Origin of the sequence: uncultured Roseobacter sp. (assembly GCF_947488185.1) — a bacterium.
Taxonomy (GTDB): Bacteria; Pseudomonadota; Alphaproteobacteria; order Rhodobacterales; family Rhodobacteraceae; genus Roseobacter.
Genome location: NZ_CANKYM010000001.1, coordinates 980,273 through 994,983, shown reverse-complemented (window position 1 = coordinate 994,983; position 14,711 = coordinate 980,273). Strand labels below are relative to the sequence as shown.

At 59.6% G+C, this 14,711-nt stretch carries 16 protein-coding genes; 8 read left to right on the top strand and 8 right to left on the bottom strand.

Features of this window, described 5'->3' with window-relative positions; all coding sequences use genetic code 11:
* Nucleotides 1-8: 8 nt before the first annotated feature.
* Together Q1A52_RS04985 and Q1A52_RS04980 are read left to right on the top strand one after the other, a co-directional pair.
* Complete coding sequence (locus Q1A52_RS04985) at nt 9-1,592, top strand: Hint domain-containing protein (protein ID WP_300011650.1); 1,584 nt, start codon at nt 9-11, stop codon at nt 1,590-1,592.
* Nucleotides 1,592-2,686 carry a Hint domain-containing protein gene (locus Q1A52_RS04980; protein WP_300011647.1) on the top strand — a complete coding sequence of 365 codons (1,095 nt, stop codon included), beginning with the start codon at nt 1,592-1,594 and terminating at the stop codon, nt 2,684-2,686. Before Q1A52_RS04985 ends, Q1A52_RS04980 begins: the two co-directional genes overlap by 1 nt.
* Here Q1A52_RS04980 and Q1A52_RS04975 read toward each other — a convergent pair.
* The 3 genes from Q1A52_RS04975 to dapD all read right to left on the bottom strand — a co-directional run bounded on the left by Q1A52_RS04975 (nt 2,683) and on the right by dapD (nt 4,884).
* Entirely contained in the window at nt 2,683-3,036 is a 354-nt protein-coding gene (locus tag Q1A52_RS04975) for a hypothetical protein (RefSeq protein WP_300011644.1), read from the bottom strand. The genes Q1A52_RS04980 and Q1A52_RS04975 overlap by 4 nt on opposite strands.
* 9 nt (nt 3,037-3,045) lie before the next feature.
* On the bottom strand, nt 3,046-3,957 hold the full coding sequence (locus tag Q1A52_RS04970; protein WP_300011641.1) for a hypothetical protein: 912 nt from the start codon (nt 3,955-3,957) through the stop codon (nt 3,046-3,048).
* A 99-nt stretch (nt 3,958-4,056) separates the two neighbouring features.
* Nucleotides 4,057-4,884, bottom strand: a complete 828-nt coding sequence (gene dapD, locus Q1A52_RS04965) for a 2,3,4,5-tetrahydropyridine-2,6-dicarboxylate N-succinyltransferase (RefSeq protein ID WP_300011638.1) — start codon at nt 4,882-4,884, stop codon at nt 4,057-4,059.
* A gap of 140 nt (nt 4,885-5,024) precedes the next feature.
* Between dapD and Q1A52_RS04960 the strand changes: the two genes are divergently transcribed.
* The 3 genes from Q1A52_RS04960 (at nt 5,025) to Q1A52_RS04950 (ending at nt 6,647) form a co-directional block, all read left to right on the top strand.
* Nucleotides 5,025-5,867, top strand: coding sequence for a TIGR00730 family Rossman fold protein (locus Q1A52_RS04960; RefSeq protein WP_299779858.1), 843 nt, complete (start codon nt 5,025-5,027; stop codon nt 5,865-5,867).
* Between the two features lie 89 nt (nt 5,868-5,956).
* Nucleotides 5,957-6,313 (top strand): DUF883 domain-containing protein, encoded by a 357-nt coding sequence (locus Q1A52_RS04955; RefSeq protein WP_300011635.1) that lies wholly within the window; start codon nt 5,957-5,959, stop codon nt 6,311-6,313.
* A 1-nt stretch (nt 6,314) separates the two neighbouring features.
* Nucleotides 6,315-6,647 (top strand): phage holin family protein, encoded by a 333-nt coding sequence (locus tag Q1A52_RS04950; RefSeq protein ID WP_300011632.1) that lies wholly within the window; start codon nt 6,315-6,317, stop codon nt 6,645-6,647.
* Nucleotides 6,648-6,682: 35 nt separating this feature from the next.
* Here Q1A52_RS04950 and Q1A52_RS04945 read toward each other — a convergent pair whose 3' ends face one another.
* The 3 genes from Q1A52_RS04945 to Q1A52_RS04935 form a co-directional block, all read right to left on the bottom strand.
* The gene (locus tag Q1A52_RS04945) at nt 6,683-7,420 is read right to left on the bottom strand and encodes a DsbA family protein (RefSeq protein ID WP_300011629.1); all 738 of its coding nucleotides are present in this window, start codon (nt 7,418-7,420) and stop codon (nt 6,683-6,685) included.
* Nucleotides 7,420-8,604 carry a 23S rRNA (adenine(2503)-C(2))-methyltransferase RlmN gene (gene rlmN, locus Q1A52_RS04940; RefSeq protein ID WP_300011626.1) on the bottom strand — a complete coding sequence of 395 codons (1,185 nt, stop codon included), beginning with the start codon at nt 8,602-8,604 and terminating at the stop codon, nt 7,420-7,422. Before rlmN ends, Q1A52_RS04945 begins: the two co-directional genes overlap by 1 nt.
* An 85-nt stretch (nt 8,605-8,689) precedes the next feature.
* Nucleotides 8,690-9,220 (bottom strand): invasion associated locus B family protein, encoded by a 531-nt coding sequence (locus Q1A52_RS04935; protein ID WP_299779869.1) that lies wholly within the window; start codon nt 9,218-9,220, stop codon nt 8,690-8,692.
* Nucleotides 9,221-9,397: 177 nt separating this feature from the next.
* Here Q1A52_RS04935 and Q1A52_RS04930 point away from each other — a divergent pair, with 177 nt between their 5' ends.
* A complete protein-coding gene (locus tag Q1A52_RS04930; RefSeq protein ID WP_300011623.1) occupies nt 9,398-10,378 on the top strand; it encodes an asparaginase in 981 nt (326 codons plus the stop codon).
* Here the strand turns inward: Q1A52_RS04930 and Q1A52_RS04925 are convergent, their stop codons facing one another.
* On the bottom strand, nt 10,379-10,693 hold the full coding sequence (locus Q1A52_RS04925) for a YciI family protein (protein ID WP_300011620.1): 315 nt from the start codon (nt 10,691-10,693) through the stop codon (nt 10,379-10,381).
* 62 nt (nt 10,694-10,755) lie between these two features.
* Nucleotides 10,756-11,634, bottom strand: coding sequence for a phosphoserine phosphatase SerB (serB, locus tag Q1A52_RS04920; protein ID WP_300011617.1), 879 nt, complete (start codon nt 11,632-11,634; stop codon nt 10,756-10,758).
* Nucleotides 11,635-11,792: 158 nt separating this feature from the next.
* Between serB and Q1A52_RS04915 the strand changes: the two genes are divergently transcribed.
* Both Q1A52_RS04915 and serA read left to right on the top strand, forming a co-directional pair.
* A complete protein-coding gene (locus Q1A52_RS04915) occupies nt 11,793-12,932 on the top strand; it encodes a phosphoserine transaminase (protein ID WP_300011614.1) in 1,140 nt (379 codons plus the stop codon).
* A gap of 93 nt (nt 12,933-13,025) precedes the next feature.
* Nucleotides 13,026-14,621: a phosphoglycerate dehydrogenase gene (gene serA / locus Q1A52_RS04910; protein WP_300011611.1), complete on the top strand. Its 1,596-nt coding sequence runs from the start codon at nt 13,026-13,028 to the stop codon at nt 14,619-14,621.
* The last annotated feature ends 90 nt before the right edge of the window (nt 14,622-14,711 follow it).

The window sequence follows — 14,711 nt, the reverse complement described above, 5'->3', positions numbered from 1 at the left end:
CATATACAATGGTTGCAGCATCCGAACTGCCCATTCGCACGGTCCGTGAAGGCACCGACGCTACCGACATGGCGGAAGCAATCTTTGGGTCTGGCGTGCGCGTCGAACGGGCCTCCTACACGGGCGACGTCGACAGCGCGGGCATCTACACAAACGGCAATTCCGTATCACCCGGTGTCGTACCCGGTGACAGTGGCGTGATCCTGTCGACCGGCAATGCGGAAAGCTTCACCAATTCCAACGGGTCGTCGAACCAGAGCAACAGCACCTCGACCAATACCTCAGGGCCGAATAACAATCCCCAGTTCAATGCCGCTGCAGGCGCGCGCACCTTTGATGCGGCTTATCTGGACGTGGATTTTGTGCCTGATCACGATCAGATGACAATCCAGTTCATTTTTTCGTCCGAAGAGTATCCCGAATTCCAGAATTCAATCTATCAGGATTTCGTGGGCGTCTGGGTCAATGGCACACAGATCGACATGGACGTCGGGAATGGCGACGTAGATCCAGGAAACGTCAATACAACCAATAATATCAACATGTTCGTTGATAACTCCGATGATGATTACAATACGGAGATGGACGGGTTCACCATCACGCTGACCCTGACCATGAATGTTGTGCCTGACGAGGTGAATTCGATCCGCATTGGCATCGCGGACGTGTCTGACAACCGCTACGATTCCAATCTGCTGATCGCCGGGGATTCCATTCAGACAGATCTTGTTGCCATTTCGGATACCGTTGAGGTTCTTACGGACGGTATCAAAACCATCGACGTGCTGAGCAACGACATCAATGAAGGCCCGGGCACGCTCACCATCACGCATATCAACGGGCAACCCGTTGTTGCCGGTGACACGATCACACTGCCAACCGGGCAGCAGGTCGTGTTGCAATCCGATGGCAAGCTGAGCGTGGTAGGGGATGGGGACCCGGAAAACTTCAATTTCACCTACACGGTCACCAACGGCAGTATTTCAGACGTTGGCTATGTCAACGCGACATCAGTGCCCTGCTTTGTCGCTGGTACGATGATCCAAACCACAAGTGGCAATGTGATGGTTGAACGGTTGCGTCCTGGCGATATGGTCATGACTCAGGACGACGGGCCGCAACCCCTGCGCTGGATCGGGACACGGCAGGTCGACGCCGTTGGGAAATTCGCCCCCATTCACATTTGCCCAAACACCTTTGGTGAACATGGACATCTTTTGGTCTCGCCACTGCACCGCGTCCTGATCCGGGACACTGTCGCGGAGTTACTCTTTGGCGAACCCGAAGTATTGGTCTGTGCCCGGGATTTGGTCAACGACCGATCGGTGCGGGCCCGCGAAGGCGGTCGGGTAACATATGTGCATTTGATGTTTGACCGTCACCAAGTGATCTTTTCCGAAGGCCTCCCGACCGAGAGCTTTCTGCCCGGACCGCAGACCACGGATATTTTCGAAGAGGAAATCGTTGCCGAAATATGCGCGATTTTCCCTGAAATAGACCCTGATACGGGGATCGGATACAGCCCGGCCGCGCGGCGAACGCTTAAAAGATACGAGGCCGCCTTGCTGCGCGCCTCCAGCGAGGCCGCATAATGGCGTGGCTGGCGGTTTGCGATCACAAAGAACGTCGGTTTTCCCTGCGGGGCCTTGGGGACGACCGCCATCCGGAACGACGGCATTCGGATGATGCCAACACCCTTTTAACCCGAGGCAGCATCGTCTTTGAGACGCGGACGTCGGCGGATGGGCGTCCACAAGAGCTGTTAGGATTTTCCAGGGGATGGCCAAACCAGGGCAGCCTGTCGTTCCGCGCCATTCCGGGCGGCGGTATTTCCCTGGTACAGGTCCAAGGCGAAAGCATTGCGCATGCCGCTCTCCAAAACAGCATGGTCGCGCGGACGGAAGTGTTGCGTATCACTTTTGCCTGGGACGCATCGCAGGAATGGGCTCAGCTAAGCGTTGAGCAACCCGACACCAATCAGATCGTCTTCGTCCCAGTACCCAATGCCAGTCCGATGCTGTTACAGGATTTGCGCAACATGCTGATGGGGCGCGGCAATCCCTGTTTTGCAAAGGAAATCGTGTTTGCCGCCCTTTCGGACGAAGTTGAGCGGATTGGCCCGATGCCGAGCCTCTGCCCGAGCGCCATGGTAGCAACCCCGCAGTGCTACCGCGCCGCGGGCACTCTGCAGCGCGGTGATACTGTCATAACCCAGTGCGGTGACGTGGTGCCGGTCTTGCACCGGGTTGATCGCACGGTACCGGCTCGTGGCAGTTTTGCGCCGGTGCGTTTGCGGGCGCCCTACTTTGGGCTGCTGGAAGATGTCGTTGTCGGACCCCGGCAACAGCTGATCATCGACGGTACCGAAGTCGAATACCTCTTCGCACAGGAGGCGGTCCTTATCCCGGCGCGCCATCTGGTAAACGGCTTTGCCGCGCTGTCTGCTACTGCAGGGGCCACCCAGCGCTACACGCAATTAATCCTACCGGATCACGACGCGCTTGTCGTGGCGGGCGCCGCTTTGGAGAGTCTCTACATAGGCCGGATTCGCCGTAACCCGGCGGAACTGGCAGCAACACTGCTGACCGACGTCCCAAGACATTCTCTGCCACAACACAGACGACCCGCGTTCAAAGTGCTCAAGTGGTTCGAGGCCATTCACCTGGCACGCCAACGCGCGGCTTAATCAGCTTCCACTTCCGGATGCGTGCCGTAAAAGGGCTCCATCTGTGCGATGATCACTGCGTTCTCATCAAGCGCGCGCTGCATCAGCGCCCGCTCATCGTCACCGATCTCATGACCCTCAGCCTCACGTTCCGTCAGCGTGCCGTAGCCGGTGACGTCGAGCGGTGCAGTGTCAGCCTGTTTCAGAACCGCCACAGTCTCGCGGACAGCCTCGGCCTCGTCGATCCCGCTGGCAAAAACAACCAGACCTGCGCCTGTGGCCTTCGCTGGCAGGCCATCGCCTTCCTTGCGTCCAATCTGAACAACCAGGGTAAAGACTTGCTGCCGTGACGGTTTCTTTTTCTCTGCCATGCACGTGTGTTAGGCCTTGGCGAAAGGTACCACAACGGCTTTTTCCACCAATTGGTCCGGCGCCCAACCGGTGTAGGGCGACCAATCGATAGCCATCTCGTGCAGATGGCGTACCCCGGCGAGGATGGCCGTACGCATCTCGGACCGCATCCGAAGATATCGATCCGCCTGTTCCTCCCAGCGGAATGCCATGCGGCCTTTGGCGTCCCGGCTCACCAGCGCATCAAGCAAAACCAGTGCCGTGCAATGCGCATAGGCGGCATGTTCCGGATCGAGCGAGATCAATTCCACCACTTCACCCGGAAACCAGCCGCCGTATTCCGAGAGAACGCAGCTGCCCTTGAGACAGTTTTCCAGGGCGGTTCGGTGGACGGTACGGGTATCCACCGGTGCTGCATCGCAGACGAGATCGCGCAGGGTGGCTGGCATGGAGCGCGCAATGACCTTCAATACCCGTATCAGGTCGGCGCCATCATAGGTTTGCAGATCGCGGCCCTCAGGCGCCCGATCAAGATTGACGCGGCGCGTCGTATGAGCCCAGCGATATCCATTCATCACCGCGGCCCGCACCGGTGATGAGCCTTTGCGGTAATGATCCTGAAACGCGTCCCAATTCCAAAAGAGATCATCGGCCCCGGAACCACCCTGCAACCTGTCAGCCAGCAACAGCGCGGTGGCGGTCAGAAAGGCATCGAGGCCTTTGTCAGGCAAGGCGGCCACAAGCAGCAGATCAGCATGAATTGACTCAACGTCCCGCGAAGACAGCACGCATTTCTGATCGAAGATGACACGGCGCAGCAATTGCTTTTGCGCCGGTTTCAGGCGGTCTGCCAGACCACTAAACCCGGTGGCGGCAGCAGATTGCAGGTCCCCGACAACCTGCAGGGTCTGGAACGATATGGGGACAGACGCATGACGCATAGATATGCGATAGCTCCACATCCGGGCCGGATTGCATCTCGCACCTGACCTTTGCCGGGTATTCCTGAGGCAGAATTGCCTTAGATATTAATGCAAAGTCTAATCACGCAGCAGTTCGTTGATTGAGGTTTTGGAGCGCGTCTGCGCATCCACCTTCTTGACGATGACCGCGCAATAGAGGTTCACACCGTTCTTGGAGGGCATTGAGCCTGCCACAACGACCGATCCTGCGGGAACTTCACCATAGGTGAACTCGCCGGTTTCGCGGTCGACGATCTTGGTCGATTTACCGATAAAGACCCCCATGCCCAGCACAGAGCCTTCGCGCACGATGCAGCCCTCGACCACTTCGGAGCGCGCGCCGATAAAGCAGTTATCCTCGATGATGGTGGGCCCGGCCTGCATTGGCTCCAGCACACCGCCGATACCGACACCGCCCGACAGATGCACCTTCTTGCCGATCTGCGCACAGGACCCGACCGTGGCCCAGGTATCGACCATCGTGCCCTCGTCCACGTAAGCACCAAGGTTCACAAAAGACGGCATCAGCACCACACCGGGCGCGATGAAGGCGGATTTGCGCACCACGCAGTTCGGCACCGCACGAAAGCCCGCCGCCCGCCATTGATTGTCGCCCCAGCCCGCGAATTTGCTGTCGACCTTGTCCCACCAGCCACCGTCTTGCGGGCCACCGGCCTGCATTTCCATGTCCTTGATGCGGAAGCCCAGCAAAACCGCTTTCTTGGCCCATTGGTTCACGTGCCAATCGCCATTCGCCTGCTTTTCCGCCACCCGCAGCTTGCCCCCGTCGAGTGCCGCAAGTGTATCTTCGATAGCCTCACGGGTTTCCCCGGTGGTTGCGGGCGTGATGGTATCGCGCGCCTCCCATGCGGCTTCGATGGCGGTTTCAAGCTGTGCGTTGGACATGAGGTTCCCCCAGGGAAAGAATTAACATGCAGCGCCTATACAAGTCCGGTGTCCCACGCGCAATCCATCCGGCGCAAAGCCATTGCATCTTGGCGCACAACATGGCCCCCTGCCTGTAATGAGTTATTGGAGTGACCCGGATGAATAAACCCCGCCACCCGCTGCGCGATGCGCATATGGACCGCAACGCGGTTCAGGACGTACCCGACACGCCGCAGACGCGCGCGCCTGCCTACCGGCTTGCCTTTGCCGATGAAGACTTCCTCTGCCGTGAGGAACTGCGCCCGGTGCGGCTGCAGCTGGAGTTGCTCAAGCCGGAGATGATGCTGGATGCGCATAACATCACCAGCACCATCGTGCTTTTCGGGGGCGCCCGCATTCCCAGCCCGGCAAACAAGGACAAGGCACGCACGAAAACGCTGTCCGAGCTGTCCCATTTCTACGACGAGGCGCGGGAGTTTTCACGGCTGATGACCCTGAAAAGCCTCGAAAGCAGCGGGCGGGAGAACGTGGTGGTCACCGGCGGTGGTCCCGGCGTGATGGAGGCGGGTAATCGCGGGGCGGAGGATGCGGGCGGCCATTCCATCGGGCTCAACATCGTCTTGCCGCATGAGCAGGCGCCCAATGAATACGTCACGCCGGAGCTGTGTTTCAACTTCCACTATTTCGCCATTCGGAAAATGCATTTCCTGATGCGCGCCAAAGCGATCTGCGTTTTTCCCGGCGGGTTCGGTACGATGGACGAGCTCTTTGAGACACTCACCCTGATCCAGACCGGACGGATGCAACCAGTGCCTGTCCTGCTCTTTGGGCGTGCCTTCTGGGAGCGTATTCTGAACTGGGAGGCGCTGGCGGACGCGGGCACCATTTCGGATGAGGATCTGTCGCTCTTCCGGTTCGTCGACAGCGCCGCCGACGCCATGCACCTGATCGAGAACTGGCAGGACCTGCCCGCCCGCGACAAACTGCCCGGGCGCAGCTGAGGGAACCATTCAACGGTCAGCCGCGTTACCTCCCCGAATAGCACATCATGGGGTCACATCGTGGCCCCGTTCATTTTCAGGAGGGCCACATGGCACAGGCACGCACAAACGGCAAAACCGACGTGAATGACGTTACCGCACAGATCGATACCATCAAGAATGACATTGCTGCGCTGACAGCGCTGATGTCTGACTTGGCCCAGGACAAGAAAGACGAAGCCAAGGAGCGCGCAGCGAACACCGCAGCAGCACTGAAATCCTCCGCGGCGCAGAAAGTGGATGCGGCACACGCCAAAGCGGTCGAAACCGGAGGACGCGTGCGCACGGATGCCGAGGCCGCGTATTACAAAGCCGAGGAAACGGTCCGTCAGCAACCCGCCATGGCAGTGGGGATCGCCGCCGGGATCGGTTTTCTGGTTGGCATGATGGCGACGCGTCGGTCGTAAGATGTTTTCGCACCTTCGCCAAAATATTCGAGACACTGCCCAACGGTTTGCGTTGGGCAGTGTCGGTGCGCTCATGACGCTGGTGGGACTGGGGTTTCTGAGCGCATCCGCGCTGATGCTCCTGCTCACTGTTACCGACCCGATGACGGCCAGCGCGATCATGGGGGGTGCGTTTCTGGGCATCGGATTGTTGATGATGGCCGCAGCAAGATCATCAAAGCCTGATCACAACCGGCATCACCGACGCGAGGTGCATCCGAAAACAGAAGAAATGCCGCCACTGGCCGCTGCCTTCATGCAAGGCATGGTGCAGGGCATGGCACATCGGCGTTAGGTTTTTCGGCCACCATTGTGTGGCCGTTATCCGTGTCAGGCACAGCCAGTGAATGGCGTTTCGCGCTCCAACTCGATCAGCTTTGCGAGATCTACTGACGGCAAAGCGCCAACTACGACCGTGCGACCAACCACCATGCCTGGCGTTCCGGGGATGCTGAGCGCACGGCCGAGCGCCAATGCCTCTTCGATCTTGACCGTCATCTCAGGGGACATCGCATCGTCCATCATCTGTTGTGCGTCAAGACCGTGACGCTCCGCGAGGTCGCGCACACCCACGATTCCGGGGCGCAGCACGCGCTGCATCATGTCGAGATGGATCGCGGTATGGTCGCCTTGCATGCCCCCAGCAAGCGCCACCCGAGACGCCCAGACAGATCGCTCTCCCAGCAACGGAAGCTCATGAAAGACCAAATCGATGGGCGCTCCGCTGGCCACGAGATCGGCCAGCCGTTTGTCCAGAACTGCGCAATACGGGCAATAATAGTCACTGAAAACGGCAATGGGCAAACGTTTGGGCACAATTTCTTGCGGGTATATCGCGGTACAGAGGTTGCCGGGCAACCGACCCGTCGCCGCTTCTTCTTCAGGCGTCAGAAGACCCGCAAAAAGATCACCACTGGCCGACAGATTTCCGCGCACCAATCGGCGAAAGCCAGGCGGGTTGGGAATCTGGGAAAATTCGAATGCACTGGTCTGCCGTCGCAGAATGGGTGGGATGGCCAGCGCAATTGCGACGGCCCCTCCGACGATCAAAGCATCGCGTCGGCGCATTACTGCCCCGCAAGCCCCGCTTCGGCCTCGATCTGGCGGCGCGATTTCCGCGCCCGTTCCGTCGCGGACTTGAGCTGCCCGCAGGCCGCCATGATGTCTTCCCCCCGCGGCGTACGAATGGGTGAGGCATAGCCTGCCTTGTAGATGATATCCGCAAACGCCCTGATGCGGTTGTTCGACGACCGTTTGTAGGGCGCGCCCGGCCATTCATTGAAGGGGATCAGGTTGATCTTGGCCGGAATACCATCGATGAGATTGATCAAGCGGCGCGCGTCTTCGTCGCTGTCATTCACCCCGTCCAGCATGACGTATTCAAAGGTGATCCGCTCGGAATTCGACACTTTGGGATAGCTGCGCAGCGCGTCGAGCAGCACGTCCAGGTTCCAGCGCTTGTTGATCGGCACCAGCTTGTCGCGCACCTCATCTGTGGTGGCGTGGAAACTGATCGCCAGTTGGCATCCGATTTCCTCCGCCGTGCGCGCGATCTCGGGCACAACGCCGGAGGTCGACAGCGTGATGCGACGGCGGCTGAGCTGAATGCCCTCGGCATCCATGGCGATTTTCATCGCGTCCCGCACGTTCTCGAAGTTATAGAGCGGCTCCCCCATGCCCATCAGGACGATGTTGCTGAGCAGGCGGGTTTCATCCTTGGGCGCACCAATTTCCGGCCACTCATCCAGGTCATCGCGGGCCATCATCACCTGCCCGATAATCTCTGCGGCGGTCAGGTTGCGTACCAGTTTTTGAGTACCTGTATGACAGAACGAACAGGTCAAAGTGCATCCGACCTGTGAGGAGACACAGAGCGTGCCGCGCCCCTCTTCGGGGATGTAAACGACCTCAACCTCATGGCCACCGGCGATGCGGACCAGATACTTACGGGTGCCGTCTTCGCTGACTTGCTTGGAGACAACCTCCGGAACTTCAATGACAAAACGCTCTTTCAACTCCGCACGCAGCGACTTGGCGAGGTTTGTCATCGCGTCGAAATCGCGTACACCCCACTGGTAGATCCACTGCCAGATCTGACCGACGCGCATCTTGGCCTGGTTTTCCGGCACCCCTGCCTCGATCAGCGCGGCGCGCATGGCATCGCGGGTCAAGCCGACAAGGTTGACCGGCCCCTCCGGCAGTTTGCGCGGCATGGTGTGTACATCTTGCGTGATCGGCGCTGAGGCAGACATGGGTTGTTCCTGACATGACGAAGATGCGCCTCTATATAGAGGTTTGCGCCAAGATCAAAAGGAAAAGCCCGTCAGGTCTGCGTGATCAGCTGGCACAGCGTTTTTGGGCTTCGTCCAGTGCAGCGGTGAACCCGCGCAGCGAAAAGGTATCCTTGGTTGTCGTGCCCCGGCTGGAAAGTCCCGTCACCGTTGCGTCTGCACCGCGTTTCATCGCTGCCACGATCTTTGCGTCCTCGGATGTGTCTTCGGGCCATGCCCATTCACCATCAGTAAAGAGCGAATAGTTGGTACCACCAATGTCGATATTCACTTTGGACCCGCTGGCAAAAGGATATCCCCCGGTGAAAGTGACCTGTGCATTCGCCCCCGATCCGGGACGAAAAAAGACCATCAGCAAGATCTGTCCACGGGTCGCGGCAACAACACGGCCATCCCGGGTATTGACCGTTTCTTTCGGAACGGAAACGCCCCAGCATTCACGCGGATTGTCATCCTCGTAGACGCCCCAATCGGTTTTCTCGGCAACCAGATTGCTGCTTTGATCCTGTGCCTGTGCGGCCATACCCGTCAGCGCCAGCGCCGAGACCAAACCAATGAAACCTTTCAAAATTCGCATGTCTTACAGCCTCCAGCCGTCTTTAACCTCAATGTCCCCGAACCTGCCCGGCGTGCCTTTTTCGACCCGCTCTCTTGCAAGACCCGTCAATCTTCTCGACAAGTGTCACAGTAACGCAAAACCCGCGACCCCCGAAAGTCCGATTAGCAGGTTTTTGCCAAATTCTTGAGGGTTAAAATGACGCAAGCGGTTCCGATGGTCGAAATCTGGCGCGGGGACTTTCTGGAAAGCGCGCATAGTGGTCATGCGGTGGTCTGTGATGACAGCGGTCAGATTGTCGAGGCCTGGGGTGATCCGGAGGCTATCGTCCTGCCGCGCAGTTCTGCCAAGATGATACAGGCCCTGCCGCTGATCACCTCCGGCGCGGCCAAGGCGGCACGCCTGACGTCAGAGCATCTTGCCTTGGCCTGCGCGTCGCATAATGGGGCGGCAATTCACACCACACGGGTCGAAGGCTGGCTGGAAACGCGGGGCCTGTCCGATGAGGCTTTGCGGTGCGGACCACAGATGCCCGACGATCGACCCGCGCGCGAGGCGATAATCTGCGCCCACGAAAGCCCCTGCCAGATCCACAATAACTGCTCGGGTAAACACGCGGGCTTTCTGACGCTGGCCCAGCACCTTGATGCCGGTCCTGAATATGTGGGAGCGGATCATCCCGTGCAAAAAGCCTGCCTCGACGCGTTTGAACGCACGACGGGGGAAACCTCTCCGGGGTTTGGCATTGATGGGTGTTCTGCCCCGAACTTCGCAAGCAGCCTGACCGGCATGGCGCGGGCGATGGCGCATTTCGCCGCCGCCCCGACTGACAGCGCCGAGGCGCAGCTGCATCAGGCAATGCGGAAGCATCCGGACCTGGTGGCAGGCGAGAAACGTGCCTGCACGGAACTGATGCGGGCGATGGACGGGAAAGTCGCGATCAAGACGGGTGCGGAGGCGTTTTTTATCGCGATCCTGCCCGAGCAGAAACTGGGCGTCGCCCTCAAGATCGTGGACGGCACGACGCGGGCCTCTGAATGCGCCATCGCGGCAATTCTGGTGAAACTGGGCGTGTTAGACCCTAATCATCCGGCGACCCGCAAACGGATGAACGCGCCCATCACCAACCGGCGCGACATTCAAACCGGGTGGATCAGGCCGTCCGCGGCGCTTGCCTGATCACATCTGGTGCACTTCGGCAACTTCGATGGACCCGGAACCATCGGCCACCATCGGACAGCCCTTGGCCATGTCGATGGCCTCGTCGATATCAGCCGCTGCCACGACGCTGAATCCGGACAGGGGATTGGCCCCACCATGGTCCTTGACCCCGTCTGCGGTCACCGTTTTTGACGTCCCAACGGGGTTGCCCGGATTGACGACCGCCTTTCCCATGGTCTCGAACCACGCTTGCCACGCGGCCATGACCTTGGCGCCCTCTTCTTCCGACTCCGGTGTTTTGCCGCCGTGGTAGGCGAATACATACTCTGGCATGGTGTGTCCTCCCGTGTAACCCGGTTGCAATGGTAGCACATGAAGGCGTGAGTCGTCTTTGATCAGCCGGTGACGAAGTCCGACACCGCGTATCCCTGCAAGAACAGCAGCGCGGTCAGATCACCGTGATTGATCCGCACATCGCATTGCGCTGCCACGGCGGGTTTGGCATGCAGGGCAACGCCCGTCCCCGCGCGGCCCAGCATGCCCAGATCATTCGCCCCGTCGCCGACGGCGATCACATCTGCCTCGCCGATGCCAAGGCGGCGCGTGATGTCGTGCAGCGCATCCACCTTGGCCTGTTGGCCGAGAATAGGCATCCCGACCTCGCCCGTCAGTGTGGCGCCATCGTTGAGCAGGGTATTCGCGCGATTTTCGTCAAAGCCCAGCTTTTCCGCCACGGCGCTGGTGAAATCCGTGAAACCACCGGAAACCAACGCGGCATGCGCCCCCTGCGCCTTCATCGTGGCCAGCAGCACCTCGCCACCCGGCATCAGGGTAATGCGGTCCGCAAGCACCTTTGCAATGGTGGCGACAGGCAGACCTTTGAGCAGTCCGACACGCGCACGCAGGGCTTCTTCAAAGTCCATCTCACCATTCATGGCACGGGCGGTAATCTCCTTGACCCGGTCGCCGATCCCCGCCTCATCGGCCAGTTCGTCAATGCACTCCTGCTGGATCATGGTACTGTCCATATCGGCCAGCAACATCTTCTTGCGCCGTCCTTCCTTACGCTGAACGGCAAGATCAACGCCTTGTTTTTGCAGACCTTCCCAGACCCCCCAGCGATTGTCCGGCAGTCGCGGCAACGTAAATTCTGCCGCCTCATCCGGGGCGAGCCAGACCACATCGCCCCCGCCCCAGGCATTGCGCAGGGCGTCTGGCAGGGCGGGCTGCAGGTTGTGTGCGCCCGCCGCAGACAGGAGAGTGGCGATATACATGGGCAAAGTTTCCGATCCGCGCAGAGTGTGTCGCAAAAAAACAATTTTGCGGCGTTCTAGCCTCGTTTTTTCCGTTGCACCAGACCATGCGCCGCCATAGACCCGTCCGTGGGACACCCTTCCCCAACGAAGGGCGCATATCTGGAAGGATAGCATTGATGGCTACTCAGAAACCGGCGACGCGGCCGGCAAACCCGCGTTTTTCCTCTGGCCCCTGTGCCAAACCCCCTACATTTGATTTGACGAATCTGTCCGACGCACCGCTGGGCCGATCGCACCGCGCAGCCCCCGGCAAGGCCAAGCTGCTGGAGGCGATCGAGACCACGCGCGAGATCCTTGGCGTGCCCGCGGACTATCGTATCGGCATCGTGCCTGCTTCGGACACCGGCGCGTTTGAGATGGCGATGTGGTCGCTTCTGGGGGAACGCCCCGCAGAGATGGTCGCCTGGGAAAGCTTTGGCGCCGGTTGGGTCACAGATGTCGCCAAACAACTCAAGATCGAGCACACCGTGCATACCGCCGACTACGGTGAGATCATCGACATGGCGGCGCTCAACTACGACAATGACGTCTGCTTTACGTGGAACGGTACGACCTCCGGCGTCCGGCTGCCCAGTGGCGATGTGATCCCCGCGGATCGCAAGGGTCTGACGCTTTGCGATGCGACCTCCGCCGCCTTTGCGACGGATTTACCTTGGGACAAGCTCGATGTGACGACGTTCAGCTGGCAGAAGGTGCTGGGGGGCGAAGCCGCACACGGCATGCTGATCCTGAGCCCGCGCGCTGTTGAGCGGCTGGAAAGCTACACGCCACCATGGCCGCTGCCGAAAATCTTCCGCCTGACCAAAGGCGGCAAGTTGATCGAGGGCATCTTCAAAGGCGAGACGATCAACACACCGTCCATGCTCTGTGTCGAGGACTATCTGCAATCTCTGGCCTGGGCGAAATCCGTGGGCGGGTTGCAGGGGCTCATCGCCCGCGCGGACGCAAACACCGCCGCAATCACCGCATTCGTGCAGCAACACAACTGGATCAGCTTTCTCGCAAGCGATCCGGGAACCCGGTCCAACACGTCTGTCTGCCTCAAATTCGCTGACGACCGGGTCAGAGACGGCGCAAGCTTTGCCAAAGCCATCGCGAAACGGCTGGCCGATGAAGAGGTGGCCCTTGATGTCGGTGCTTATCGCGACGCCCCTGCCGGTTTGCGCATCTGGTGCGGCGGCACAGTGGAAACCGCCGATATCGAGGCGATGCTGCCCTGGCTGGCCTGGGCCTTTGAAGCCGAAATCTCCTCCTGAAACAATGGTGGCCCAAGGCCCACCCTACCTGCCAATCCACAGGTAAGGTGGGCCTTGGGCCACCGCTCCCACAGACATTAAAGGACCAACAGAATGGCCCCTAAAGTACTCATTTCCGACAAGCTCTCCGAAGCCGCGGTACAAATCTTCCGTGACCGTGGAATCGATGTCGATTTCCAACCCGACGTTGGCAAGGACAAGGAAAAGCTCACCCAGATCATCGGCGACTACGATGGTCTGGCCATTCGCTCTGCGACCAAGGTGACCGAGAAGATCATTGCTGCTGCCACCAACCTCAAGGTCATCGGGCGCGCCGGGATCGGCACGGATAATATCGACAAGGAAGCAGCCTCTAAAAAGGGCATCATCGTAATGAATACGCCTTTCGGGAACATGATCACCACGGCAGAGCATGCCATCGCGATGATGTTTGCCGTGGCGCGTCAGATCCCCGAGGCCTCCGCTTCGACGCATGACGGCAAGTGGGAAAAATCCAAGTTCATGGGTGTGGAACTGACGGGCAAGACGCTGGGCGTTATCGGTGCCGGTAACATCGGCGGCATTGTCTGTGACCGCGCCCGCGCGCTGAAAATGAAGGTGCTAGCCTATGATCCCTTCCTTGGAGAGGAAAAAGCCAAAAAGATGGGTGTGGAGAAAGTCGAACTGGACGACCTTCTGGGCCGCGCGGATTTCATCACGCTGCACGTGCCCTTCACCGATCAGACCGCGAACATCCTCAGCCGCGAGAACATCGCCAAGACCAAGAAAGGCGTGCGCATCATCAACTGTGCCCGCGGCGGTCTGGTGGATGAAGAGGCTCTGGCCGAAGCGCTGAAATCCGGCCATGTGGCGGGGGCAGCCTTCGACGTCTTTGCCAAGGAACCGGCGAATGAAAACCCGCTGTTTCACCTGCCCAACGTGGTCTGCACCCCGCATCTTGGTGCTGCCACGACCGAGGCGCAGGAAAACGTAGCCCTTCAGGTCGCGGAACAAATGGCGGACTACCTCCTGACAGGCGCCGTGGCCAATGCGCTGAACATGCCTTCCGTCACGGCGGAAGAGGCCCGCGTTATGGGACCGTGGGTCAAGCTTGCCGGGCATCTGGGCAGCTTCACCGGGCAGATGACCGATGAACCCATACGCGCGATCAACATCCTCTATGACGGGGTGGTCGCCGACATGAACCTCGAAGCGCTCAATTGTGGCGTCATCGCGGGCATCATGAAAAAGGCCAACCCGGATGTGAACATGGTCTCCGCCCCCGTCATCGCCAAGGAGCGCGGCATCCAGATTTCGACCACAAATCAGGACAAATCCGGCGCGTTTGACGGCTACATCAAAGTCACGGTCGTCACGGCGAAACGAGAACGGTCAATTGCGGGAACCGTCTTTTCGGACGGCAAGCCGCGGTTCATCCAGATCAAGGGCATCAACATCGATGCGGAAATCGGTGCGCATATGCTCTACACCACCAATGAGGACGTGCCGGGTATCATCGGGGCGTTGGGTCAGACAATGGGCGACAATGGCGTGAACATCGCGAACTTTACCCTGGGCCGGGCCACCGCCGGCGGAGAGGCCATCGCCCTGCTGTATGTTGATGAACCTGTCCCGGCAGAAGCCCGCGCCAAACTGGCCGAAACGGGCATGTTCACCCAGATCAAACCGCTGGCCTTCGACGTGGCATGACCCATCGGGAGGCCGTCGCCACATGGCCTGGCCTCCCATTCCGCTTTCATCCTGCGGGACATTGCGGCATGAAGTGACCGTAACGCTGGG

Bases quoted from the DNA above. Each gene is read 5' to 3' on its own strand.
- Q1A52_RS04985 (WP_300011650.1), top strand. From the start codon at position 9: ATGGTTGCAGCATCCGAACTGCCCATTCGCACGGTCCGTGAAGGCACC.
- dapD (WP_300011638.1), bottom strand. From the start codon at position 4,884: ATGTCCAACGCACAGCTTGAAACCGCCATCGAAGCCGCATGGGAGGCG.
- Q1A52_RS04945 (WP_300011629.1), bottom strand. From the start codon at position 7,420: ATGCGCCGACGCGATGCTTTGATCGTCGGAGGGGCCGTCGCAATTGCG.
- Q1A52_RS04935 (WP_299779869.1), bottom strand. From the start codon at position 9,220: ATGCGAATTTTGAAAGGTTTCATTGGTTTGGTCTCGGCGCTGGCGCTG.
- Q1A52_RS04915 (WP_300011614.1), top strand. From the start codon at position 11,793: ATGGCTACTCAGAAACCGGCGACGCGGCCGGCAAACCCGCGTTTTTCC.
- serA (WP_300011611.1), top strand. From the start codon at position 13,026: ATGGCCCCTAAAGTACTCATTTCCGACAAGCTCTCCGAAGCCGCGGTA.
- Q1A52_RS04925 (WP_300011620.1), bottom strand. From the start codon at position 10,693: ATGCCAGAGTATGTATTCGCCTACCACGGCGGCAAAACACCGGAGTCG.
- Q1A52_RS04960 (WP_299779858.1), top strand. From the start codon at position 5,025: ATGAATAAACCCCGCCACCCGCTGCGCGATGCGCATATGGACCGCAAC.
- Q1A52_RS04975 (WP_300011644.1), bottom strand. From the start codon at position 3,036: ATGGCAGAGAAAAAGAAACCGTCACGGCAGCAAGTCTTTACCCTGGTT.
- Q1A52_RS04955 (WP_300011635.1), top strand. From the start codon at position 5,957: ATGGCACAGGCACGCACAAACGGCAAAACCGACGTGAATGACGTTACC.
- Q1A52_RS04980 (WP_300011647.1), top strand. From the start codon at position 1,592: ATGGCGTGGCTGGCGGTTTGCGATCACAAAGAACGTCGGTTTTCCCTG.
- Q1A52_RS04950 (WP_300011632.1), top strand. From the start codon at position 6,315: ATGTTTTCGCACCTTCGCCAAAATATTCGAGACACTGCCCAACGGTTT.
- Q1A52_RS04930 (WP_300011623.1), top strand. From the start codon at position 9,398: ATGACGCAAGCGGTTCCGATGGTCGAAATCTGGCGCGGGGACTTTCTG.
- serB (WP_300011617.1), bottom strand. From the start codon at position 11,634: ATGTATATCGCCACTCTCCTGTCTGCGGCGGGCGCACACAACCTGCAG.
- rlmN (WP_300011626.1), bottom strand. From the start codon at position 8,604: ATGTCTGCCTCAGCGCCGATCACGCAAGATGTACACACCATGCCGCGC.
- Q1A52_RS04970 (WP_300011641.1), bottom strand. From the start codon at position 3,957: ATGCGTCATGCGTCTGTCCCCATATCGTTCCAGACCCTGCAGGTTGTC.